The following is a 22,475-nucleotide window of genomic DNA, read 5'->3' on the forward strand; positions in this document are numbered from 1 at the left end:
CAAGCGCGCTGCATGTTACGCCGTGCTGGCCAGAGCCGCAGCCGACCCACGCAGAACGGGCCGGCGCCCTCGTCTGAGAGTGCGCCGGCCCGCCGTTATGACTGGTGATTGCTAGTGGAAGAAGTGACGTTCTCCGGTGAAGTACATTGTGACGCCGGCTGCGGTTGCCGCGGCGATGACCTCATCGTCGCGCACTGATCCGCCGGGCTGCACGACCGCGGTGATGCCCGCGTCGAGAAGCACCTGCAGGCCGTCGGCGAAGGGGAAGAAGGCGTCGGAGGCCGCTACCGACCCGGCCGCACGGTCACCGGCGCGGGTGACGGCGAGCTGGCAGGAATCGACCCGGTTCACCTGGCCCATTCCCACACCGACGGATGCCCCGCCACGCGCCAACAGGATGGCGTTCGACTTCACCGAACGGCAGGCCTTCCAGGCGAATTCGAGGTCGGCGCGGGTCGCCGCGTCGGCTTCCTCACCGGCCGCCAGCGTCCAGGCCGACGAGTCGAAGGCGTCGAAGGCGTCGGCTTCCTGCACCAGCAGGCCGCCGGAGATCTGGCGCAGCTCCATCGACGAGCGACGGTAGCCCTCCGGCAACTCGAGCAGTCGGATGTTCTTCTTCGCGCTCAGCAGTTCGAACGCGGCCGGTTCGAAGCCGGGCGCGACGAGAACCTCGGTGAAGATCTGGCTGACCGTCTCGGCCATGCCGAGGGTGACGATGCGGTTGGCCGCGATCACACCGCCGAATGCCGACACCGGGTCGCAGTCGTGGGCGCGGCGGTGAGCGGATGCGATCGCGTCGGTCGCCTTCGAGCTCGCGACGGCGATGCCACAGGGGTTGGCGTGCTTGATGATGGCCACGGCCGGCTCGTCGAAGTCGAAAGCGGCGCGCACGGCCGCATCCGCGTCGACGTAGTTGTTGTATGACATCTCTTTGCCGTGCAGCACGGTGGCCTGGGCGATGCCCGCTCCGCCTTCGCCGAGGTAGAGGGCTGCGGCCTGGTGCGAGTTCTCGCCGTACCGGAGCACGCTGCCGCGCTCGGTTTCGATCACGAGCGTGTCGGGGAAGGCCGCTTCGGTGTCGAACGCGGTGGCGGCGCTTTCGAGCAGAGTGTCGAACTGCTCGAGGATCTCGCCAGCGAGCGTCTCGTCGTCATCGGCCCACTGGTCGTACACGTTCTCGGTGAACCAGGCAGACACGCTGAGGTCGTAGCCGGCGGTGTGCTCGAAGGCAAGCGAGGCCAGCTTCTGGCGGAGGCGCAGGGTGGTGCCGCCGGCCTGCACGGCGGCGATGACCTCGTCGTAGTTCTCGGGGTCGACGACAATCGCGACGTTGGCGTGGTTCTTGGCGGAGGCGCGCACGAGGGCCGGCCCGCCGATGTCGATCTGCTCGATCACGTCGGCCGGGGCGGCACCCGACTCAACGGTCTCGACGAACGGGTAGAGGTTGACGACGACGAGCTGGAACGCGGCGATGCCGAGGTCCTGCAGCTGGTTCTCGTGGTCTTCGAGGCGCAGGTCGGCCAAGATGCCGGCGTGCACCGACGGGTGCAACGTCTTCACGCGTCCGTCGAGGGATTCGGGGAATCCGGTGACCGCTGAGACATCCGTCACCGCGTGGCCGGCCGCGCGGATCGTGGCGGCGGTCGATCCGGTGGAGACGATTTCGACGCCGGCGGCGGCGAGCACGTCGGCCAGTTCGATCAGGCCGGTCTTGTCGCTGACGGAGATGAGGGCGCGTGTGACGGGCACCTGGTCCCGGTCGCGGTAAAGGCTCTGCGCGTTAGTGTGACCGCTCATGCGTGGGAAAGCTCCTTGAGATCGACGTGTCCATTGGCGATATCGAGAACTGCCTGCACAAGCAGACGGCGTTCGACAGGTTTGATGCGTTCGTGCAGGGATGCCTCGGTGTCGCCCGGCAATACCGGCACCCGTTCCTGCGCGATGATCGGTCCGGCATCGACACCGTTGTCGACAACAATCAGGCTGGCACCGGTCTGGCTGACGCCGGCGGCGAGGGCGTCACGCACGCCGTGAGCGCCGGGAAACTCGGGAAGGTACGCCGGGTGCGTGTTGATCAGGTGTGGCGAGAGCGCTTCGACCACGCGCGCGGGCAGCAGGCGCATGAGCCCGCTGAGCACGACGAGGTCGGGCTGCCACTGCTGGATCTGGGCGAGGAGTTCATCGCCCCAGGCGTCACGGCTCGCATGCGAGCTGAAGGGCACCGTGAAGGTGGGAATACCGAATTCCTCGCCGAGGGCTAGGCCGTCGGCGTCGCGGTCGGCGCCAATGGCGACGACCCGCGCGGGGAATTCAGCGTCTTCCGACGCTTCGAGCAGTGCGCGCAGGTTCGACCCTCCGCCAGAGATAAGCACGACCAGTGACAGCACCCTCTGAGCTTACCGTTACCCGCTCGTGCTCCTGCCGTGGGCATCCGGCTCGCACTGACAGCATCTCCGTCCCGCTCCGCCCCTGCGCCGAGTTTGAGTGTTGCGGTCGAGCTTGCCCGGCAGAACAGGGCAACTCGACCGGAAGTCTCAAGCTCGGCGAGTTACTGGGGGTTGGCAGAGACGCTTGAGGTTGAGGCGCCACTCGAAACGGATGCCGCGCTCGACACGGATGCCGCGCCGCGACTTCCGGCAAGCATCCCGAGGCAGGCGGCGATCCCGATTTCGACTGCGGCGACAACGCCGACCAGCAGCGGATTCGGTCCGACCTCGACGAGACGCCCCGGCCCCATCGCGCCCGCTGCCGCCCACGAGGCCAGGCCGAACAGCACTCCGGCGACAACGCCGATGCCGCCGCCGGCCGAAAGCTGCCCGGTCAGGGTGGGTACGGGCCGACCGGCCTTGTCGGAGCGGCGCCGGATCAGCAATGCGGTGAAGAAACCGATCAGCACCGGAACTACCAGCCACAGAAAACCACCGGCCGGCGCGCTCTGCGGCAGGGCGCCGAAGATCGGCAATCCCGGAACAGCGCCGAGCGAGGTGCCGACCGGGGAGACACCCGTACCGACGCCGACCGCGAATCCCGGACCGATCAGCCAGGCCGCCGCCCAGATGACCAGGTTCGGCAACAACGCGAGCTGCGCCACGGTCAGGGTGATTCCGCCGACAACGCCGGCCTGCACCGTTTCGTAGAGACCGATGATCGTCGCGAAGTTCGCCAGGATGAGCACCGCCACAGCGAGTGCCGCCACCCCGACGACCGCGACGAAGGCCGCCGCGCCTCCGCGCAGAGACTCAGCGATCGCGAGGCGGGCCGTGCCCGGCAGATCGAGAAAACGTTCACGGATGGCACGGGCCAGGCCGGTGAGGCGACCCAGCCGAGGCGGCGTCGCGGCTTCCTTCGCCGATCGCGATGTCGCATCCGTCGTGTGCACCCCGCGCCCGAACACTCCGAGCACGCCGACCACCACGCCGGCGGCGTACATCAGGGTCGGGAACACGATTGCCTGGGGCAGCGACGCGGTCACCACGCCGTTGCCCGACGAGACGGCGATCAGGGCCGTGAAGACGCCGTAGCTGGCGATCGCCGCGAGAACGCCGATTATCGGGTGCGGGGTTTCGCTGGCGCGGATGCCGGTGCGCACGCCGAGGGCGACGGCCAGCACGGCGAACCCCAGCAGCGCGATGCTCAACACGAACGGAGCCTCGGCGCCGGGAAGAGCCAGAGCGCCGACCATGGCGGCCGGAAGCTGCACGGTGAGATCGACGCCGTTGCCGAGCAGCCACACGGAGGCAGCCGCGTCCCAGAACACGCTCCAGTCGACCGCCAGCTCGAAATGGGTTGCCCAGAGCACGGTCAGCGGAACGAGCGCGATCCCGACGCCGATAGCGACGACGATGAGGGCCTCGAGTGCGGCGAGCAGGGCGGTAGTTGTGCGATTCATCGGCTTTTGAGCCTACCTGCCGTGCACGCCCCGGCCCGCTCCCCCGCCGCGCCGTGCGCCCATTCGACGGAGATTTTCACGCCGGCGGGCGCGGCGCCGCATCAGCCTGTCGGCCGTGGGTCAGAAACCGAAGAATCTCCGTCGAATGGGAGACACCAGACCCGGCAGCTGCGCCGGCTACTTCTTGCGGTACGGAGCCCGAGCGAGTGCAATGAGCGCGGTGCCGCCCAGAATCACGCCGACGATCACCCAGATGGTGAGCCCGATTTGGAAGAGTTCTTGCATAGCCCCCAGTATTGCCCGCTCCGCTGGTTCTGTCATGAGAATCTCACGCGGCAGTTCCATCGCAACGGATGTCGACAATCACCAGCTGTGAGCGTCACCATCCGCCCTGGAGCGATGCGGTCGGCCAGGGCTGAACATGATCGACCAGCCGGTCTGTCACGAACGCAGTCCGGCACGAACGCAGTCCGGCACGAACGCAAAAGGGCCCGCCGAAAACGGCGGGCCCTTCTGTCACGCTGAAAACGCGTGTGACTGCGTGACTTACAGTGCGGCGAGAACCTCGCGCAGCAGGGTCGCGGTCTCGCTCGGCGTCTTGCCGACCTTGACTCCGGCGGCCTCGAGGGCCTCCTTCTTGCCCTGTGCGGTTCCGGCTCCGTCGGAGACGATGGCGCCGGCGTGGCCCATGGTCTTTCCTTCGGGTGCCGTGAAGCCGGCCACGTAGCCGACGACCGGCTTGGTGACGTGAGCCTTGATGTAGTCGGCGGCCTTCTCTTCAGCGTCGCCGCCGATTTCACCGATCATGACGATCGCGAGGGTCTCCGGGTCGTTCTCGAAGGCTTCGAGGGCGTCGATGTGCGTGGTGCCGATGATGGGGTCGCCACCGATACCGATCGCGGTCGAGAATCCGAGGTCGCGCAGTTCGTACATCATCTGGTAGGTCAGGGTGCCCGACTTCGAGACGAGGCCGATCGGGCCCTTGCCGGTGATGGTCGCCGGGGTGATGCCGACGAGCGACTCACCGGGGGTAATGATGCCGGGGCAGTTCGGGCCGATGATGCGGGTCTTGTTGCCCTTGGCCTTGTTGTAGGCCCAGAACTCAGCCGAGTCCTGCACCGGAACGCCCTCAGTGATGATGACGAGCAGCGGGATCTCGGCGTCGATAGCCTCGATCACTGCGTCTTTGGTGAAAGCCGGCGGAACGAACGCGATGGAGACATCCGCGCCGGACTTCTCCATCGCCTCAGCGACGGTTCCGTAAACGGGCAGTTCCACGTCGCCGTGCACGACACTGGTGCCGGCCTTGCGGGCGTTGACGCCACCGACGACCTGCGTGCCGGCCTTCAGCATGAGGGCGGTGTGCTTGGTGCCCTCACCGCCGGTGATGCCCTGCACGATGACCTTGGAGTCCTTGTTGAGGAAGATTGACATTCTCGAAATTCCCTTACTTCGCGGCGTGGGCGAGTTCGGCGGCCTTGTCGGCGCCCTCGTCCATGGTGGCGGCCAGAGTGACAAGCGGGTGGTTCGCCTCGGCGAGGATGCGACGGCCCTCTTCGACGTTGTTGCCGTCGAGGCGCACAACGAGCGGCTTGTTCGCCGCGGAACCGAGCTCGGCGAGCGCGCCGACGATGCCCTTGGCGACGGCGTCGCAGGCGGTGATGCCACCGAAGACGTTGACGAACACGCTCTTGACCTGCGGGTCGCCGAGGATGACGTCGAGACCGGCGGCCATGACCTCAGCGGATGCTCCGCCACCGATGTCGAGGAAGTTGGCCGGCTTCACGCCGCCGTGGTTTTCACCGGCGTACGCGACGACGTCCAGCGTCGACATGACCAGACCTGCACCGTTGCCGATGACACCGACCTCACCGTCGAGCTTGACGTAGTTGAGGTCGTTCTCCTTGGCCTTCGCCTCGAGCGGGTCTGCTGCTGCAGCGTCTTCGAGAGCAGCGTGACGAGGGTGACGGAAACCGGCGTTCTCATCCAGGGTGACCTTGCCGTCGAGGGCGATGATGTCGCCCTCTTCGGTGAGAACGAGAGGGTTGACCTCGACGAGCGTCGCGTCCTCACCCTTGAAAACGTTGTAGAGCTGCACGAAAACCGGTGCAACCTTCTCGACCAGCTCGGCCGGGAACTTCGCATCGACCGCGATCTGGCGGGCGATGTCGAGGTCGATTCCGACGTTCGGGTCGATCGACGTGTAGGCGAGCGCTTCCGGCTTCTCAACGGCGAGCACCTCGATCTCGACGCCACCTTCGTAGCTGGCGAGCGAGAGGTAGGAGCGGTTCGAGCGGTCGAGCAGCACCGAGAAGTAGAACTCCTGCGCGATGCGGGCGCCACCGGCGACCATGACGCGGTTCACGGTGTGACCCTTGATGTCGAGTCCGAGGATGGCGCGGCCAGCGGCCTCTGCGTCATCCGGAGTCTTGGCGACCTTGACGCCACCGGCCTTACCGCGGCCACCGACCTTGACCTGGGCCTTGACGACCACAACACCACCGAGCTTCTCGGCGGCTGCGCGCACCTCCTCCGGAGTGTCCGCGATGATTCCCGGAAGGACCGGGACTCCATACTCTTCAAACAGGTCTCTGGCCTGGTATTCGTAAAGATCCACGCTGCTCTTCCAATCCGCAACTAGCGTTCGTGCATGGTGAGGGGGTCACAGGCACAGTTGTTGGCGCGAAATTAGCTCGACGTCAAGACATACTGGCCGCTCTCAACTCTACCTCGCTCAAGCCGCCTGATTCCGCGTGCGTCGGCGCCAGAACGTGAAATGAAACGCCCGCCTCCGCATTCGCGGTGACGGGCATGTCGAGGGAGACTCCGGGCGACTAGACAAGCACCTTGAGGCCGGTGTTCCAGTTGAACGTGTCGAACTCGGGGTTGGCCTGCAGGGTCATGATGACGAACTGGAACCCTTCCAATTCCCGTGAGCGACGCAACGGCCCCACGTCGATGGGGCGCAGGCCGGCATCGGCGACGAACGATGCGACCGCAGCTTTGGCCTCGGCGTCGTCTCCCGCGATGAAGATGTCGAGCGGCGCGTCGGCAACCGAGCCGGCGACCAGCGTGCCGGCAAATGCAGTGTTGAACGCCTTGACCACGACGGCACCCGGCGCGGCGAGCGCGGCGATCTCCTCGGCAGCGGATGTTCCGGGGGCGACGACGAGGGAGTCAAACGTCGTGAAGTCGACGGGGTTCGTGATATCGATCAGCACCTTGCCGGAGAGCGCCTCACCATACGCGGCCACAACCGCTTGTGCCGCGTCGAACGGCAGAGCCAGCACGACAAGCGCCCCGGCAGGAGTCGCATCCGCGCTGCTGCCGAATGCGACGGAAGCACCGAGCTCCGCGGCGAGCGCCTGCGCCGCAGCCGAGTCCCGACCGAGGATCTCGAGGGTGCGACCGGCAGCGACGGCACGCGCACCGATGCCGCGAGCCATGTTGCCGGTTCCGATGATGGTGATGTCAGTCATGGTTTCTCTTTCTGAAGTTCAGTTACTGGAACGATGCCGTCACTCCCCCACGATTTACTTGAAGCGACAACCAAATCGTAAGACACTTAACTTGAAGCGTCAAGTTAAATGTTAGAATCGACGCATGACTGAACCACGCTGGCTCTCGGAAGATGAACGTCTGGCCTGGCTGCGCTTGGTCGCCGTCACGATGCTGCTGCCCAGCCGACTCGAGTCCGAGCTCAAGCGAGACGCCGGCCTCAGCCACTTTGAGTACTACGTGCTGGCGATGATCTCGGAGAGCCCGGACAAGCAGCTGCTTCTCACCGAGTTGGCCTCACGCACCAACTCGTCGCTGTCACGCCTGTCGCATGTGATCGGCCGGCTCGAAACGGCCGGATATCTCACCCGCTTCCCCTCCCCGGTTGACGGCCGGGCCTCGATCGCCGCACTCACCGACGCCGGTTGGGAGAAGATCGTGGCCAGCGCCCCCGGACATGTCACTGAAGTGCGCGAAGTGGTCTTCGACCCCCTGTCGGCACGGCAGGTGGCGCAGCTCAGCGAGATCTGTGGACAGCTGTTGACCACACTTGACCCGGAGCATCACCTTCTCGGCTTGGGGTAGCCGGCTGCCCCATAGGCTTGGTGCATGGCAACACAGCGTTTCTCGTCAGCATCCGTCGTCTCGGCCGCCGCCCTCGACGCCGCGTTCGTACTCCTCTTCGTGCTGATCGGTCGCGCCAGCCACAACGAAGGCCTTGCCGGTGTGCTCACCACCTGGTGGCCATTTCTCGGCGGTCTCGCGATCGGCTGGCTGATCGTGCGCGCCTGGCGACGCCCCGGTGCCATCGTCTGGACCGGGCTCGTGGTGTGGCTCTGCACGGTCGTCGGCGGACTCGCGCTCCGCGCCCTCGTTGGCCAAGGTGTTCAACTGAGCTTCGCGATCGTGACGACGCTCGTACTCGGCGTCTTCCTCCTCGGCTGGCGAGCAGTCTGGCTGCTGGTTCGCCGGCTGCGCTCTGCGCGTTCGTCACAGCGAAGCGTCAACTCGTAACAGCGGAGTGATTATTACGGCGGAGTGTGAATTCGACGCGGATTCAACGCGGTTTCAACGCGGATTCGACGCGGATTCGCTCTGGGGCTGAGCCTCAGGTGGCACTGCGCGGGAGGAGAGAATCATCGGTCTCCGTCTCGGTGCTCCCTTCGCTCGTAATCACCGTAATTGCCTCGGTCGTGATCTTGCTGGCGGCGAGTGCGCGAGCGCGCCGTTCGTCATCATTCCAGCCCCGCATGTCGCTCATGACCGAGACGGTACCCCGGTGCGAACCGGTCGGCTAGCTCTAGCGGCAGGCGAATTTGAGGGTAAATTCGGCGGGCTGAACGAGCACTGAATGCGGCCGTGCTCAGCGCTCGAAATCGTCCTCTTCGACGACGATTCGCTCGTCGGCATCGATGCCGGGTTCGACCTCTCCGGCGACCGGTTCTTCTTCATCGAGCGGCTCATCGACATCATCGATCGGGCGTTCGTCGTCGACCACCGGCTCCGCGGCATCCGGCAGTCGTGGCCACAAGCTGTCTGGATCGCTTGGCATGGTCGGCCTTTCACCTCGTGAGGGCGGTTCCCCGGGAACATCAACGCTACGCTCCCGGCCTGACGCAGACAAGCATGCGGGCACGGCGACGTGCCCCGCCCGTCAGTCCGGAATACACAATTGCCGGCGCCTGAGCGGACGACGCTCAGGCCACGGGCGAGGGAGCGTTGCGCCGGTTCACGACGGCACGAGTGATCAGCACAATCGCCATGGCGATGATGCCGCCGAGCGCAGTCTCCACCAGGCGATCGACAAGCAGTGTCGGGACCGCAACCGGAGTCGCCAGGTGGGCAACGGTGAGCGCGAGCGGAGTCACGAACAAGAGGGCGGCTCCGTAGTGTTTGGCGATCAGGATCTCGGCACCGAACTGACCGAGGGCGATGACCAGCACCAGCACCCAGACCGGCGGCCCCGGAAGCAGGATGAGGCCCGTCACGAGAACTCCGCCGGCGGTTCCGATGATTCGATGGATGGCGCGTGAGGTGGAATGCGCGGCACCCGGCGGTGGTATCACTGCGACGACGCTGACGACCGCCCAGTACGGATGGCCGATCCCGACAGCGATCGCCAATCCGCCGGCCACGAGCACACCGACCACATTCTGAACGATGGCGAGCCAGACCGTCGAGTCGTGAAATGCCGCACCGCGCACCCGGGGCTGACGGGGCAAAGTTTTGAAGAGCCCGGTCGGCGCATCGGCAGCGGCGCGACGGATGAGCCAGCCCGACATGGTGAGCGTCCAGGCAAACGCGGCGGCGATCACTCCGACGAGAAGCCGGGGGCCCACTTCATCGACCGGAGTCGGCACCTGCGAGCAGACCGTGTACGCGAAAACGAAGAAGATCGGCGTCGGCGGAAACAGGCCGACCGCCGCCGCCAGCAGCAGCCCGGCGACGATGACCAGAACCAACCCGGCTGCGAGCAGCGGCAGCGCTGCCCCGGAGGCGGCCATCGCCACGCCGAGGGCCATGCTCACCAGGAGACCGAGCGCCGCGACACTCACCGTGCGCAGCCGGATCCGGTACGGCTCGCTCCGCCCGTACAGGGCGGTCATCGCCCCGAACGTGGCGTAGGGCGCCCAGTCGATACGGCCCAGTGCGATCAAAACGATCAGCGGAATCACCGTCGCCAGGGCTGCCCGGGTTGCCACCTCGACGTCGAGCCGACGCAGATTCTTGATCCGGTCGAACAGGCCTTCCGGCCTGTTCGCCGCTTCTGAGCCTGCCCCGGCGCCCATCAGATCTTTTCGATCGGCGCAACCTTGATCAGCAGTTTCTTCGCGCCAGAGGTGTCGAACTGCACGTGAGCAATGCGCTTGGTCCCCTCGCCGGTCACCTGGTTCACTCGGCCATCGCCGAAGTCGACGTGACGGATGCGATCGCCGGCTTCGAGAGTGAGGTCGCCGTTGTCGCGCACCTGCGCCGTGATCCGATTCGCCCATTCGGTTTTCGGCTTCGGCGCCGGCGGCAAACCGGCCGGAACCCGCTCGCTGCTGCTTCCACGGAATCCCGAGCCGCCGTAGCCACCCGACCCGCCAGAGAAGCCGTCGCGCCGGGCATTCAGGGCGCGCGGCTGGGTGCCGCCGCGGGAGTTAGCCATGCCCGGAGACTGCTTCCAGTCGATCAGCTCGACGGGAATCTCCTGCAGGTACCGGCTCGGCATGGCCACGTTCACCTCGCCGAACTGTGCGCGGCTCATGGCCAACGACAGGTACAGCCGCTTCTTCGCGCGGGTGATTCCGACGTAGAACAGGCGACGCTCTTCGGCCGGGCCCCCGGGTTCGCCGGCCGACATCTGGTGTGGCAGCAGCCCCTCTTCGACACCGGTCAGGAACACGGCGTCATACTCGAGGCCCTTTGCGGTGTGCAGGGTCATCAGCGACACGGTGCCCGACTCGTCGTCGAGGTCATCGGCCGCGGCGACCAAAGACACCTGGGTCAAAAAGTCGACAAGTCCGCCGTCGGGGTTCTCCCGATTGAAGTCCTTGGTCTGGGCAACGAATTCTTCGATGTTCTCGGCCCGCGCCTCATCTTGCGGGTCGCGGCTGTTGCGAAGCACCGCGAGCAGCCCGCTCTCCTCAAGCACGAAGCTCAGAATCTCGGCCACGTTGGCGACACCGGCCGGGTTCTCCGGGTCGAGCTTCAGGGCAGCCTCATCGAGCAGACGGGCCAGTTGCAGGATCGACCCGGTGACCTTGGGGCCAAGGCCGAGCGCGGCGGCATCCCGCATCGCCTGCCGGTAGCTGATGCCGTTGGCCTCGGCGAAGCTGAGAAGCGCCGTCTCGGTCGTCGGCCCGATACCGCGCTTCGGGGTGTTCAGGATGCGGCGCAAGGCCAGCTCGTCGGCCGGGTTCGCGACGGCGATCAAGTAGGCCAGAGCGTCTTTGATCTCGGCACGCTCGTAGAACTTGGTGCCGCCGACCACGCGGTACGGAACCGCAGCCCGCACCAGAATCTCTTCGAGCGCACGGGTCTGCGCATTGGTGCGGTAGAACACGGCCATGTCCCGGTAGGCCATGCCGCTACTGTGCAGCGCCTCGATCTCGTCGGCGACGAACTGCGCCTCGTCATGACCGGAGTAGGCGGTGTAGCCGACGATCTTCTCGCCCGGCCCGTCAGCGCTCCACAGTTTCTTGTCTTTGCGGTCGAAGTTGTGCCCGATCACCGCGTTGGCCGCCGAGAGAATGTTCTGCGTCGACCGATAGTTCTGCTCGAGCAGCACCACCTGGGCGCCCGGAAAGTCACGTTCGAACTCGCTGATGTTGCGGATGTCCGCGCCGCGGAACGCGTAGATCGACTGGTCGGAGTCGCCCACGACCGTGAGTGAGGCGCCCGGGATGGCGCCCGTCGCATCCTGCACGTTGCGCACATGCAGCCCCTGCGCTTCCATCTCTTCGGCGATCTCGGCGGTGACCGGACGGGTCAGCTCGCGGATGAGGGAGTACTGGGCGTGGTTGGTGTCCTGGTATTCGTCGACCAGGATGTGGCGGAATCGGCGCCGGTAGAGCGCGGCGACCTTCGGGAATGCCCGGAACAGGTAGACGGTCTCGCCGATCAGGTCGTCGAAGTCGAGCGCGCTCGCATCGCGCAATCGCTTGGTGTACTGCCGGAAAATCTCCACGAACATGACCTCTTGCGGGTCACTCATGTTCGCGTTGCGCGAGTACGAGTCGACGTCGGCGAGCTCATTCTTGAGCTTCGAGATCTTCGATGACACATTGGCCGGGGTGAAGCCGAGAGTGTCGGCGTCGAGGCTCTTGATGATGCGCTTGAGCGTGACCCGGGTGTCTGACGAGTCGTAGATGCTGAAGTTGGTGGTGAGGCCGGCCTTCTCTGCCTCGCGGCGCAGGATGCGCACGCAGGACGAGTGGAAGGTTGAGATCCACATGCCGTCGGCGCCCTGCCCGAGCAATGCATGCACGCGCTCACGCATCTCGGCTGCGGCCTTGTTGGTGAACGTGATCGCGAGGATCTGGCTCGGCCAGGCTTCGCGGCTGTCGATGAGGCTGGCGACCCGACGGGTGAGCACACTGGTCTTGCCGGAGCCGGCACCGGCGATGATCAGCAGGGCGGGGCCGCGGTATTCGACGGCGATCCGCTGTTGTGGGTTGAGCCCGTTCAGCAGACGCGACTCCCCTGCACCATGACCGGCGTCCTGGCCGTTGCCGTGACCGGCACCCGGCCCTGCCCCGAACGCCGCGCCCTGGCCGGGCCCGTAGCCGTCAAGAATGATGGGTACCGCGGAGGCCTGATTCGCGGGCGTGGAATCGGGGTTGGAGAGTGTCGTCATGTCGGTCCAATTGTAGATGTTGCCCCTGACACCTTGCCGGGCAGGGCATCCGTCAGAACCGAGCGTGTCCGCGGATGCTCAGAGCGCGTTGCGCACGGCGACGGCGAGATCGGGGTGGTCGGCGAAGACCCCGTCGATCCCGGTGCCCATGATCAACGCGAACTCGGCCTGCCACGCCCCGAAGTCGGCACTCACCGTTCCCGTGCGAAAGGAACGGGCGAGAAACTTGTTCTCCGGACGCAGCGTCCAACAGTAGATCTCGAGTCCTGCCGCGTGGGCGCTGTCGACCAGGTCGGATGCGCCGGAGACCTCGCCGGCGGCATCCTTGTGGAGAATCAGTTTCTTGGGCACGCTCACCCCGTCGACGTGGCCGGCGAGGGCATAGAGGCCGGCTGCGGTGAGCGAGGCGGCGTAGGGCACTGCCGCGCTCCCCTGCCGGGCCACCTCGTCGAACGGTTTGCCCGACGCCTCGATCAGGTAGACCCGTTTTCCGTAGATCCCGCGCGAATAGACCTGATCCAGCACATGCATTTCAAAGCTCTCGATCACGAGGCGCCCGTCGCCCTCGTTCCAGCCGGCCTCGTTCACCTCGGCCGCGAACAACTCGTCGAGCGGCAAACCGATCGACTCGAAATAGGTGGCGTGCTTGATTTCAGCGACCATGCCGAGTCGCCGAGGCGTGCCGACCGAGGCGTCGTCGATCAGGTCGAAAACATCGCGCAGCCGCATGATCGGAAATGCCCCGTCGAAGCTGGCACTTGATTTGCGAAGCGCCGGGATTCGCTCGCGGGCGCGCAGCGTTTCGAGCTCTGCCCACGTGAAGTCTTCGGTGAACCACCCCGTCAGGGCGACTCCATCGATGAGCTTCGTGGTGCGGCGGTCGGCGAACTCGGGCCGGCTCGCGACATCCGTCGTGCCGGAGATCTCATTCTCGTGGCGCACCACGAGAATCCCGTCGCGGGTGGAGACGATGTCGGGTTCAATCGCATCGGCCCCGAGGGCGAAGGCCAGCTCGTAGGCCGCGCGAGTGTGTTCGGGACGATAGCCGCAGGCGCCGCGGTGTCCGATGACAATCGGATGCGGTGATGCTGACCTGGTCATGCGACAAGGTTAGTCGCGACCTGCCAGAATCAATGTTGTGAATTTTTGGAGCGAGCCGACCCGCAGCCTGCGCCTGCGCTGGGGCAGCTACCAACCGCGCTATCTCGTCGGTTTGGCCGCGATCGTTGTCGGTGTTGCCGCCACAAACCTCACCAGCACGTACAGTCTGTGGTTCCTGTTGATCGGCCCCGTGGTGCAAATGATCGGCTGGCTGTGTCTGCCTGCGGCGCTGTGGCGCCGGCTTCTCGTCGTGCTCCCGTGCATGATTGCGGGCCTCATTCCGGTCGCCGGCCCTGATTTCGTCGGGGCGTTCGCCGCGCTCCTCGCCGCGTGGCTGCTCGTGCGGCATCGCCCCGCTGTGAGTTACCTGGCTGTGTTGGCGCCGATCGCCGCCAGCATCGTGGCCAAGTTCACTTTGCACGAGTACACGCAAACCGCGTTCGCGCTGTTGTTCTGCGCCGGAGTGAGTGTGGCGGGTGCGTGGTTCGCCCGGCAGCTCGCCCGGTGGCGCGACGAGCAGCGCGCGGCTCGGCGCACCGCCAGCCAGTCCAGATCGGCACGGTCATTCGGCTGACATTCAGCGAACCTGAACGTTCTCTCAGATAGATTGGAAGCAGCGTCGAATTCGGCGCGTCCCCGTCCCCAGTTGAATGTGAGCCCGGACACCATGGCAACTTCCAACCCCGCGTTCTCGCGCAACCCGGCCTTCAGCGCCCAGGGCGCCCAGACAGCGACCCCGGTCCTCTCCGGCGACGAACTGCAGCAGATGTACAACGCCCCGTCGGCGGGCGCGCTGGACACCGACCGGATGACCTACGAAGACACCATCGTCAAGTCGGCGCTCTGCTTCGCTGTTCTCGTTGTCGCTGCGGTGGCCGGCTGGATGCTCACCCCCGGCCTGCCGTTCCTGCCGTTCCTCGGCGCGATCGTCGGACTCGTGCTGGGCCTGGTCAACACCTTCAAGAAGGAGCCGTCGCCCGGCCTGATCGTGGGCTACGCCGCAGCCGAGGGCCTCTTCGTCGGCGGTATCTCGTACGTGTTTGAGTCCATGTTCGGCGGCGGCCTCGTCTTGCAGGCTGTGCTGGCCACCCTCACGGTCGTCGGCGTCACGCTCGCCCTCTTCGCGAGCGGCAAGGTCCGTGCTTCCAAGAAGGCCACCAAGGTGTTCCTCATTGCGATGGTCGGCTACCTCGTCTTCTCGCTGATCAACGTCGGCGTGATGATCTTCGGCAACACGAGCGGCGCATTCGGCATGAACAGCATGGACATCCCAGGCACGAGCATTCCCCTCGGCGTCGTGATCGGTCTGCTCGCCGTGCTGATGGCCGCCTACTCGCTCGTGCTCGACTTCGACTTCGTCCAGCGCGGGGTCAACAACCGAGCCCCCCGCAAGTTCGGTTGGAGCGCCGCCTTCGGCATCATGGTCACCGTTGTCTGGCTCTACGTCGAGCTGCTGCGCATCTTCGCAATCCTGCGCGAGAACTAAGCGACACCCGCAACACGTCGACAGGGCCGCTCCTCACCGAGGAGCGGCCCTTTTGCATCCGTCCGCCGCCACGACAGCGCCAGCCCCCGCCAGGCGACGAAGGGCCGCTCCCTGGTGAGGAGCGGCCCTTCGCGGTGTCGGCGCAGCCTACGCGACGGCGAGGCTTTCGACGAGCTGCAGCACGGTGCGCACCGACGCTCCGGTTCCTCCGTCACCGACGATTCCGTAGCCGGGGCCGTTGTTGGTGCCGGTGCCGGCGATGTCGAGGTGGGCCCAGGGAATCTTCGCCCCGCCATCGGCAGCCGTGCCGACGAACTCCTGCAGGAAGATGCCGGCCAACAGCATTCCGGCGTCACGCGATCCCGCGCTGAGGTTGGCCAGGTCGGCGAACTTCGAATCGAGCAGACGACGCAGCTCGGAAGGCAACGGCATCGGCCAGTGCGCTTCGCCGGTGATTTTGCCTGCCGAGACGACCCGGGCAACGAGGTCGTCGTCACCCATCACACCGGCGGTCCGGCGGCCGAGTGCGACGATGGCGGCACCCGTCAGCGTCGCAATGTCGATGATGGCGTCGGGGTGCTCCTCGCTGGCCAGCGAGAGGCCATCCGCCATCACCAGACGCCCCTCGGCGTCGGTATTGATCACCTCGACCGTGGTGCCGTTGCGCATCGTCAGCACGTCGTTCGGACGGATCGCGGTGCTCGAGACCAGGTTCTCGGCCAAGCACATCCACGCGGTCAGGCGCACCGGCAGGTTGAGGCGGGCCGCAGCGAGAGTGACAGCCAGCGTCGTGGCGGCACCTGCCATGTCGTGGTGCATCGTGAGCATGGAGTCCCAGGGCTTCAGTGAGTAGCCGCCGGTGTCGTAGGTGATGCCCTTCCCGACAAACGCGAGGTGTGTGGTCGCCTCGGCCGGGGCGTAACTCACCTTGACCAAGCGCGGTTTGCGTGACGACCCCTGGCCGACCCCGAGAATGCCACCGCAGCCTTCCGCGGCAAGCTTCGTCTCATCCCAGACCTCGACCGTGATCGGAAGCCCCGCCGCGGCATCCACCGCGACCTGTGCGAGCGAGGCCGGGAAGATCTGGGCGCCGGGCGTGTTCACCAGGTCCTTGACCATGCGCACCGCATCGCCGAGTACTCCGATGCGGTCAAGTGCTGCCTGGTCGACGGCGACGTCGGTCAGAACCGTCACGTCAGACGTTGGCACTTTCTGGGTCTTCTTGCTCGTCCCCTTGAACGTGGTGAACGAGTAGGAACCGAGGGTGGCGCCTTCAACGACGGCGAGCACTTCGGCTTCGGTTGCGAGAGGCAGCGCGATGGCGACGGATGCGGCGCCGCCGAGCTGACGCACGGCCGAGCCTGCGGCGTTGCGCAGAGCATCGACGGTGACGGCTGAGCCGAGTCCGATCACTGCAACGCTTCCGACGGATGCCCCGATTGCGGGAAGACGCAAGAGAGCGTCGGCCGCGCCGGTGAAATCGAACGTCTCGAACAGATCACTCACCCAGGCATATGCCGGGTCGCCGATATAGGTCGCCCCTTCTGCGCCGGAAAGCGCGCCGACGACGAGCACGTCGACGGCGACGGTGCCAGCGTCGGCAGTCATGAGAGTCACACGGGGAGTAGTCACGATTTGGTCCAATCAGTCCGGAAGCTGAGAAGCTCACCTCAGACGTTAGAGGATGCCGCGCGTCAGCTGACCGTAGACCGTCGGTATGTTTGCGGTGTGCCTGCCCCCTCTTCGCAGGGCACCTCACGTCGTCGGCGGCTTGCGCTCGCAACCACAGTCCAAGGATTGGCTCGCGAGGTTTCGAGACGCGGCCTCCTGCGTCGGCTGCTCCTCAACCACCGGGATGGTAGGGCCCTCTACCTCCGAAGGCCCTCAGCCAGAGCGACTCAGTACATTCCAGGGGCGGTGACGACGTCACCGCCCACTCCTTCCTGCACGGTTGGCGGTGAGTGAGCGTTTCGCGGGGTGTCGAGTTATGACAGGAAAGGCCGGGCCCCTCCACCGGCGAATGCGCTGACCACGAGCAACTCACTACACCGCCACGTGCGGTGACGTCGTTATCCGCGGGGTGTCGAGTTATGACGAAAAAGGCCGGGCCCCTGTCTGCAGATGGTTACCCGATCTGCAACCGGTGGGGCCCGGCCTTTTTCGTCATTGTTTGAGCTGAGGAGCGGATGACGACGTCACCGCAACACCCCTACTCCCATTCGATCGTTCCCGGCGGCTTCGACGTGACGTCGAGCACAACGCGGTTGACTCCGTCGACCTCATTCGTGATGCGGTTCGAGATCTTCGCCAGCACGTCGTACGGCAGGCGAGTCCAGTCAGCGGTCATCGCGTCTTCCGACGACACCGGGCGCAGCACGATCGGGTGACCGTAGGTGCGGCCGTCGCCCTGCACTCCGACGGAGCGCACGTCGGCGAGCAGCACGACCGGGCACTGCCAGATCTCGCGGTCGAGACCAGCCGCGGTCAGCTCGGCGCGAGCGATCGCATCCGCCTTGCGCAGCAGGTCGAGACGCTCCTGCGTCACTTCACCGACGATGCGGATGCCGAGGCCGGGGCCGGGGAACGGCTGACGCTGAACGATGACGTCGGGCAGACCCAGCTCAGAGCCGATCGCGCGAACCTCGTCCTTGAACAGGGTGCGCAGCGGCTCGACGAGCTCGAACTGCAGGTCTTCGGGCAGACCGCCCACGTTGTGATGGCTCTTGATGTTCGCCGTGCCGCTTCCGCCGCCGGACTCGACGACATCCGGGTAGAGCGTGCCCTGCACGAGAAAACGGATCGGGTCGCCGTCGGTGGCCCGCGCTTCGGCGATGAGGTCGGCCTGCGCCTGCTCGAACGAGCGAATGAACTCACGGCCGATGATCTTGCGCTTGGTCTCGGGGTCGCTGACTCCGGCCAGGGCGTTGATGAACTGCTCGCGGGCGTCGATCGTGATCAGACGCACGCCGGTCGAAGCGACGTAGTCAATTTCAACCTGCTCGCGCTCGCCCTCACGCAGCAGACCGTGGTCGACGAAGACGCAGACGAGCTGGTCGCCAACGGCCTTGTGCACGATGGCGGCCGCGACCGAGGAGTCCACTCCACCGGAGAGACCGCACAGCACCTTGCCGGTGCCGACCTGCTCGCGAATGCGGGCAACCTGCTCGGCGATGACGTTTCCGCTGTTCCAGTCGCCGGGGATGCCGGCGGCGCGGTGCAGGAAGTTCTCGAGAACGTGCTGGCCGTGCTCGGAGTGCTTGACCTCGGGGTGCCACTGCACGCCGTACAGCTTGCGCTCGTCGTTGGCGAACGCGGCAACCGGGGTCGACTCGGTCGAGGCGAGAACAGTGAAGCCCTCCGGCGCCTTCGAAACGGAGTCGCCGTGGCTCATCCACACGGTCTGTTCGGCGGGCTGGCCGGCGAGCAACGCGTTGACGCCATCCGTCACGGTCACCGGGGTCGAGCCGTACTCGCGGGCACCGGTCTGGGAGACCTCACCGCCGAGAGCGGTGGCCATCACCTGGAAGCCGTAGCAAATACCGAGCACAGGAATGCCGAGGTCGAAGATCGCCGGGTCGAAGCTCGGCGCACCTTCTGCGTAGACGCTTGAGGGTCCGCCCGACAGCACGAGGCCGATCGGGTTCTTCGCCTTCACCTCGTCCGCGGTGATCGAGTGGGCCACGATCTCCGAATAGACGGATGCCTCACGCACGCGTCGAGCGATCAGCTGCGCGTACTGCGCGCCGAAGTCGACGACGAGCACAGGGCGGGCGGTGGTTTGTTCGGTCACGCTCACGCGCGGGCCTCCTGCACGGTTTCGTTGGTTGCGGCGCCCTCGCGGGCAGCCAGGAATGCCTTCACTTCGCGGGCAACGCGCACCTCGACGAAGAAGGAAAGTGTGGGAACGACGCCGCCGAGGGCGATCAGAATGAAGCGCGAGAACGGCCAGCGCATCAGGCTCCAGAGACGGAAGTCGGCGAACAGGTAGAGCACGTAGAACCAGCCGTGTGCCATCAGAATGCCGGTGCTCAGGTTGACCGCGGTCACGGTGTCGCGGGGAACCATCGCGAGAAAACCGTTGGGGCCGCCGAGCTCAAGCTCGTAGCCGAGCGCGTACTTGGCGATCATTTCGGCGCAGAGCAGCAGCAGAAAGACACCGGTGATGATCGAAGCGACCTTGTAGAGCCGGAGCGCGCCGGGGATTCTGGGGATGTCGGCGGGCTTAGGTGCAAGTGGCATGAGTCAATTCTACGTGGCTAAATCTGGGCGTGAGCCCCGCCAGGCGGCCCCGTCGGACGCGGTCGCCTCACGACAGCGCGCTCCAGCATCCCGATGCACCTCGGCCGTTCGCCGAACCGTGTCAATCGACCATTTCCTCGTGCGGAAAATGGTCATTTGCCACGGTTCGACGGCCCGAATCAGGATGGGTCGGGTCACCGAGGCGCGTCAGCGGCCTCCGCCGCCTCTTCCTCTTCCCGTTCGACGGCATCCTTCACCAGACGGAACCAGAGGAACACCGCGAACCCGGCAAAAACTGCCCATTCGAGCGCGTAGAACACGTTGAGCCAGTTCAGATCGGCGGTTTCGATCGGAGCGGGGGAATCGATGACGGCCAAGCCCGGCGCAGCTTCGGCGTCGACGATGTAGCCGAAGTAGACCGGCTGATCGGTGTAGCCCGTCCAGATATTGATCAGCGCGGCAGGGGCGACCGTGGTCATCTCATGCGGGTCTCGGCCCTCTTTCGGAACGGTGGGTGCCTCAGCCGCGACGAAACGACCGTTCAGCGTGACCTCGACCGCGATCCCGACCTGCAGATTCTCGCGTGCTGCTTCTGCCGCCTTCTTGTCGGGAGCCCAGCCGCGGGCGACGGCGATGTGGGCGCCCTCGCTCGTGATGAAGTGGCTGACCACCCAATAGCCGCTCTCTCCGCCGTTCAACCGGTCGGCAATCAGTTGCTCGTCTCCGGGAACCCAGAAACCGTCAACCGTCACTTTCTGACCGGTCGCCGAGTCGAAGGGCGGCCCATCGGGCTGAGCGACGTCAGCGAGCGGCAGCGTCTTTTCGGTGGTGCGTTCGACCACAACGCCGGACTCAATGGCCCGGGAGAGCTGCCATTGGCCGAGCAAAGCAAACCCTGCGGCAACGGCCAGGGCGAACACGAGCATTGCCACCCAGCGGGGGCGCAGCATCATTTGAATCACGAATAGTCCTCTGTGCGATCGTCATGCCGCTTTTTCGGCGGCTGACGGTGTTCGGTGATGAAATCAATCATGGGGTCGCCGGTCGGTATCGCTTGACTCCCGGCAGCGTCGTCATCTGCATCAGTATCCGCTTCGATGTCGAGATCGGCTTCGGGATCCGAAGCTCCAGGTTTCGCAGTGACCGCCTCGACCAGCGCAATCTCTTCGACGTGCATCCGGTCGCGCGGCGGCGGCAAGCCGGCGCTCTTCTTTCTGCCACCGACCAGCGCCGCCCCGATGCGTTCGGAACGCGAGGCGAAGAGCGGCCCGAGAATTGCCATGGTGAGCACGTAGAGCCCGGCGAACGGCTGCAAGAGATGGTCGAGGCCGGCCGCCACCGACAGTGTCGCCAGGATCAGAGTGAACTCACCGCGATTGACCAGGATGCCCGCCGCGTTCATGCCTTCAACGACGCCCATTCGATTGAGCCGGGCGAGCAGCATTCCAGAGGCAATGTTGAGCACGAAGGTCATCACGACCGCCGCGAGCACGATGAAGATGACCGAGCCGAACTCGGCCACGTTCAGCGCGAGCCCGAAGTTCAGGAAGAAGAAGGCGCCGAAGACGTCACGCAGTGGTACCGCGACGCGTTCGATCTTCGCCCGATAGGTGCTTGCCCCGAGCACGACGCCGATGAGGAACGCGCCGATCGCATCCGTCACACCGATGATCTCGCCGATGCCGGCAAACAGCACAGCCAGACCGAAGAAGAGGATGGTGAACAGCTCGTCATCTTTGGTCCGGATGAGCCGGGAGACGACTTTGCCGCCCCAGCGGGCGAGCGAGAACATCACGATCAGGAAGAGGAAGGCGATGCCGAGCTGCAACACGATCGGCCAGACCTCGGTCTTGCCGCTCAGAACGACGGAGACAATGGCCAGGTAGATGGCGATGAAAATGTCGCCGACCACCGTCACGCCGAGGATCATCGGTGTTTCTTTGTTCGCCAGGCGGCGCAGCTCGATGAGCAGCTTGGTGATGATGGCGCTTGAGGAGGTTCCGGTCATTCCGGCGATGACGAGCGCCTCGCGGGTGCCCCAACCGACCATCATGCCGAAGGCGAAGCCGATCCCCATGTTGATGAGCACATAGGAGCCGCCGGAGATCAGCAGCTTTCCGGCGTTGTCGAAGAACTCCTCTTGGTCGAACTCAAGACCGAGGCTGAACAGCAGCAGAATCAGCCCGAAGACCGCGATCAGTTCGATGTCGGCCGAGTGAAAATTGAGCGGGAACCAGCCGGAGTGCGGGCTCGCGAGCAGTCCGACGATCATGTAGATCGGGATCGACGGAAGCCCGATCAGCTTGCCGAGGCGCCCCAGAACGTAGGCAACAACCAGCAGGATGCCGAGGGTGAGGAGGTCTTGGCCCAGTTCCATCCGTTTACCCCCCGGGCGGAGAGTCGACGGCCTTCGCCTTCACTTCACCAGTGCGGAAGAACGCAAATGCCTTCGCCACCTTCTCGGGCGAGCCGGCGACGACGAGAGTGTCGCCCGGAAAGACCTTGAAGTCTGCGGCTGGGGCGGGGTTGGCCGATTCGCCGCGCACAACCGCGACAACGGTCAGGCCGGCGATGCCGCGATCAGCGGGGTTGCCGAGCGCCTGGCCGGCGATGTGGTCGTCATAGTCGACGGTGAACCAGTCGATCGACAGACCCGGAATCTGGTCGAGTGCGGTGAGCGATTCGGTGATTTGGGTTCCGCCGAGCAGCTCGGCGAGTGTACGCGCCTCGTCTTCGCTCAGGCGAAGCGACACTTTGGCCGCGTCGGGCCCGCCCTCTTCATCGGCGAAGGTGATCAGGTCGCTGTGACCCGATCGGTGAGCAATCACGCCGACTTTGCCGCCGTCGTCAGTCACGAAGGTGTGAAGCACACCGACGCCGGGGAGTTTGACCCGCCGAACATCGACCATGGTTGTGACTCC

21 protein-coding genes are annotated in these 22,475 nt (G+C 65.6%); 4 read left to right on the plus strand and 17 right to left on the minus strand.

What is annotated here, in order from left to right:
* Nucleotides 1-111: 111 nt before the first annotated feature.
* The 6 genes from purH to AC1DCF_RS16775 all read right to left on the minus strand — a co-directional run bounded on the left by purH (nucleotide 112) and on the right by AC1DCF_RS16775 (nucleotide 7,368).
* Nucleotides 112-1,797 carry a bifunctional phosphoribosylaminoimidazolecarboxamide formyltransferase/IMP cyclohydrolase gene (gene purH, locus AC1DCF_RS16750; protein ID WP_477211994.1) on the minus strand — a complete coding sequence of 562 codons (1,686 nt, stop codon included), beginning with the start codon at nucleotides 1,795-1,797 and terminating at the stop codon, nucleotides 112-114.
* Nucleotides 1,794-2,387, minus strand: a complete 594-nt coding sequence (gene purN / locus AC1DCF_RS16755) for a phosphoribosylglycinamide formyltransferase (RefSeq protein ID WP_477211995.1) — start codon at nucleotides 2,385-2,387, stop codon at nucleotides 1,794-1,796. The genes purH and purN overlap by 4 nt, the downstream gene beginning before the upstream one ends.
* A gap of 161 nt (nucleotides 2,388-2,548) precedes the next feature.
* The gene (locus AC1DCF_RS16760; protein ID WP_477211996.1) at nucleotides 2,549-3,889 is read right to left on the minus strand and encodes a cell division protein PerM; all 1,341 of its coding nucleotides are present in this window, start codon (nucleotides 3,887-3,889) and stop codon (nucleotides 2,549-2,551) included.
* A 546-nt stretch (nucleotides 3,890-4,435) separates the two neighbouring features.
* Nucleotides 4,436-5,323 (minus strand): succinate--CoA ligase subunit alpha, encoded by an 888-nt coding sequence (gene sucD, locus AC1DCF_RS16765; protein WP_441790914.1) that lies wholly within the window; start codon nucleotides 5,321-5,323, stop codon nucleotides 4,436-4,438.
* Between the two features lie 13 nt (nucleotides 5,324-5,336).
* Nucleotides 5,337-6,506 carry an ADP-forming succinate--CoA ligase subunit beta gene (gene sucC, locus AC1DCF_RS16770; RefSeq protein ID WP_477211997.1) on the minus strand — a complete coding sequence of 390 codons (1,170 nt, stop codon included), beginning with the start codon at nucleotides 6,504-6,506 and terminating at the stop codon, nucleotides 5,337-5,339.
* Between the two features lie 217 nt (nucleotides 6,507-6,723).
* On the minus strand, nucleotides 6,724-7,368 hold the full coding sequence (locus AC1DCF_RS16775; RefSeq protein WP_477211998.1) for an NADPH-dependent F420 reductase: 645 nt from the start codon (nucleotides 7,366-7,368) through the stop codon (nucleotides 6,724-6,726).
* A gap of 124 nt (nucleotides 7,369-7,492) precedes the next feature.
* On the opposite strand from AC1DCF_RS16775, the gene AC1DCF_RS16780 reads away from it, so the two are divergent.
* Both AC1DCF_RS16780 and AC1DCF_RS16785 read left to right on the plus strand, forming a co-directional pair.
* Entirely contained in the window at nucleotides 7,493-7,972 is a 480-nt protein-coding gene (locus tag AC1DCF_RS16780) for a MarR family winged helix-turn-helix transcriptional regulator (RefSeq protein WP_441790917.1), read from the plus strand.
* Between the two features lie 24 nt (nucleotides 7,973-7,996).
* Nucleotides 7,997-8,401 carry a DUF3054 domain-containing protein gene (locus AC1DCF_RS16785; RefSeq protein WP_477211999.1) on the plus strand — a complete coding sequence of 135 codons (405 nt, stop codon included), beginning with the start codon at nucleotides 7,997-7,999 and terminating at the stop codon, nucleotides 8,399-8,401.
* Nucleotides 8,402-8,495: 94 nt separating this feature from the next.
* On the opposite strand, the gene AC1DCF_RS16790 is transcribed toward AC1DCF_RS16785, so the two are convergent.
* The 5 genes from AC1DCF_RS16790 to AC1DCF_RS16810 all read right to left on the minus strand — a co-directional run bounded on the left by AC1DCF_RS16790 (nucleotide 8,496) and on the right by AC1DCF_RS16810 (nucleotide 13,829).
* Nucleotides 8,496-8,648 carry a hypothetical protein gene (locus tag AC1DCF_RS16790; protein WP_441790919.1) on the minus strand — a complete coding sequence of 51 codons (153 nt, stop codon included), beginning with the start codon at nucleotides 8,646-8,648 and terminating at the stop codon, nucleotides 8,496-8,498.
* Nucleotides 8,649-8,750: 102 nt separating this feature from the next.
* Nucleotides 8,751-8,939 (minus strand): hypothetical protein, encoded by a 189-nt coding sequence (locus tag AC1DCF_RS16795; RefSeq protein WP_441790920.1) that lies wholly within the window; start codon nucleotides 8,937-8,939, stop codon nucleotides 8,751-8,753.
* A gap of 145 nt (nucleotides 8,940-9,084) precedes the next feature.
* Nucleotides 9,085-10,176, minus strand: a complete 1,092-nt coding sequence (locus AC1DCF_RS16800; RefSeq protein WP_477212000.1) for an FUSC family protein — start codon at nucleotides 10,174-10,176, stop codon at nucleotides 9,085-9,087.
* Complete coding sequence (locus AC1DCF_RS16805) at nucleotides 10,176-12,728, minus strand: ATP-dependent helicase (RefSeq protein WP_477212001.1); 2,553 nt, start codon at nucleotides 12,726-12,728, stop codon at nucleotides 10,176-10,178. The genes AC1DCF_RS16800 and AC1DCF_RS16805 overlap by 1 nt, the downstream gene beginning before the upstream one ends.
* A 78-nt stretch (nucleotides 12,729-12,806) precedes the next feature.
* A complete protein-coding gene (locus AC1DCF_RS16810) occupies nucleotides 12,807-13,829 on the minus strand; it encodes a glycerophosphodiester phosphodiesterase family protein (RefSeq protein ID WP_477212002.1) in 1,023 nt (340 codons plus the stop codon).
* 37 nt (nucleotides 13,830-13,866) lie between these two features.
* On the opposite strand from AC1DCF_RS16810, the gene AC1DCF_RS16815 reads away from it, so the two are divergent.
* Nucleotides 13,867-14,403, plus strand: a complete 537-nt coding sequence (locus tag AC1DCF_RS16815) for a hypothetical protein (protein WP_477212003.1) — start codon at nucleotides 13,867-13,869, stop codon at nucleotides 14,401-14,403.
* Nucleotides 14,404-14,496: 93 nt separating this feature from the next.
* Nucleotides 14,497-15,315, plus strand: a complete 819-nt coding sequence (locus AC1DCF_RS16820) for a Bax inhibitor-1/YccA family protein (RefSeq protein ID WP_477212004.1) — start codon at nucleotides 14,497-14,499, stop codon at nucleotides 15,313-15,315.
* Nucleotides 15,316-15,462: 147 nt separating this feature from the next.
* Here AC1DCF_RS16820 and AC1DCF_RS16825 read toward each other — a convergent pair whose 3' ends face one another.
* The 6 genes from AC1DCF_RS16825 to AC1DCF_RS16850 form a co-directional block, all read right to left on the minus strand.
* Nucleotides 15,463-16,923: a leucyl aminopeptidase gene (locus AC1DCF_RS16825; protein ID WP_477212052.1), complete on the minus strand. Its 1,461-nt coding sequence runs from the start codon at nucleotides 16,921-16,923 to the stop codon at nucleotides 15,463-15,465.
* A 601-nt stretch (nucleotides 16,924-17,524) separates the two neighbouring features.
* Nucleotides 17,525-19,105, minus strand: coding sequence for a glutamine-hydrolyzing GMP synthase (guaA, locus tag AC1DCF_RS16830; protein ID WP_477212053.1), 1,581 nt, complete (start codon nucleotides 19,103-19,105; stop codon nucleotides 17,525-17,527).
* Between the two features lie 2 nt (nucleotides 19,106-19,107).
* On the minus strand, nucleotides 19,108-19,554 hold the full coding sequence (locus AC1DCF_RS16835; RefSeq protein WP_441790926.1) for a DUF3817 domain-containing protein: 447 nt from the start codon (nucleotides 19,552-19,554) through the stop codon (nucleotides 19,108-19,110).
* 194 nt (nucleotides 19,555-19,748) lie between these two features.
* Nucleotides 19,749-20,507: an SURF1 family protein gene (locus AC1DCF_RS16840; RefSeq protein WP_441790994.1), complete on the minus strand. Its 759-nt coding sequence runs from the start codon at nucleotides 20,505-20,507 to the stop codon at nucleotides 19,749-19,751.
* Nucleotides 20,508-20,512: 5 nt separating this feature from the next.
* Nucleotides 20,513-21,931, minus strand: a complete 1,419-nt coding sequence (locus AC1DCF_RS16845; protein WP_477212005.1) for a cation:proton antiporter — start codon at nucleotides 21,929-21,931, stop codon at nucleotides 20,513-20,515.
* A 4-nt stretch (nucleotides 21,932-21,935) separates the two neighbouring features.
* Nucleotides 21,936-22,463, minus strand: coding sequence for a cation:proton antiporter regulatory subunit (locus AC1DCF_RS16850; RefSeq protein WP_441790928.1), 528 nt, complete (start codon nucleotides 22,461-22,463; stop codon nucleotides 21,936-21,938).
* Between the last annotated feature and the right edge of the window lie 12 nt (nucleotides 22,464-22,475).

It is taken from the genome of Leifsonia sp. 10L418 (assembly GCF_056395445.1).

Coding starts and splice junctions, on each gene's coding strand:
- AC1DCF_RS16840 (WP_441790994.1), bottom strand. CDS start 20,507: ATGATGCTGCGCCCCCGCTGGGTGGCAATGCTCGTGTTCGCCCTGGCC.
- AC1DCF_RS16775 (WP_477211998.1), bottom strand. CDS start 7,368: ATGACTGACATCACCATCATCGGAACCGGCAACATGGCTCGCGGCATC.
- AC1DCF_RS16785 (WP_477211999.1), top strand. CDS start 7,997: ATGGCAACACAGCGTTTCTCGTCAGCATCCGTCGTCTCGGCCGCCGCC.
- AC1DCF_RS16760 (WP_477211996.1), bottom strand. CDS start 3,889: ATGAATCGCACAACTACCGCCCTGCTCGCCGCACTCGAGGCCCTCATC.
- AC1DCF_RS16810 (WP_477212002.1), bottom strand. CDS start 13,829: ATGACCAGGTCAGCATCACCGCATCCGATTGTCATCGGACACCGCGGC.
- AC1DCF_RS16800 (WP_477212000.1), bottom strand. CDS start 10,176: ATGGGCGCCGGGGCAGGCTCAGAAGCGGCGAACAGGCCGGAAGGCCTG.
- sucD (WP_441790914.1), bottom strand. CDS start 5,323: ATGTCAATCTTCCTCAACAAGGACTCCAAGGTCATCGTGCAGGGCATC.
- AC1DCF_RS16780 (WP_441790917.1), top strand. CDS start 7,493: ATGACTGAACCACGCTGGCTCTCGGAAGATGAACGTCTGGCCTGGCTG.
- AC1DCF_RS16850 (WP_441790928.1), bottom strand. CDS start 22,463: ATGGTCGATGTTCGGCGGGTCAAACTCCCCGGCGTCGGTGTGCTTCAC.
- AC1DCF_RS16835 (WP_441790926.1), bottom strand. CDS start 19,554: ATGCCACTTGCACCTAAGCCCGCCGACATCCCCAGAATCCCCGGCGCG.
- AC1DCF_RS16795 (WP_441790920.1), bottom strand. CDS start 8,939: ATGCCAAGCGATCCAGACAGCTTGTGGCCACGACTGCCGGATGCCGCG.
- AC1DCF_RS16790 (WP_441790919.1), bottom strand. CDS start 8,648: ATGAGCGACATGCGGGGCTGGAATGATGACGAACGGCGCGCTCGCGCA.
- AC1DCF_RS16825 (WP_477212052.1), bottom strand. CDS start 16,923: ATGACTGCCGACGCTGGCACCGTCGCCGTCGACGTGCTCGTCGTCGGC.
- AC1DCF_RS16845 (WP_477212005.1), bottom strand. CDS start 21,931: ATGGAACTGGGCCAAGACCTCCTCACCCTCGGCATCCTGCTGGTTGTT.
- AC1DCF_RS16805 (WP_477212001.1), bottom strand. CDS start 12,728: ATGACGACACTCTCCAACCCCGATTCCACGCCCGCGAATCAGGCCTCC.
- AC1DCF_RS16820 (WP_477212004.1), top strand. CDS start 14,497: ATGGCAACTTCCAACCCCGCGTTCTCGCGCAACCCGGCCTTCAGCGCC.
- purH (WP_477211994.1), bottom strand. CDS start 1,797: ATGAGCGGTCACACTAACGCGCAGAGCCTTTACCGCGACCGGGACCAG.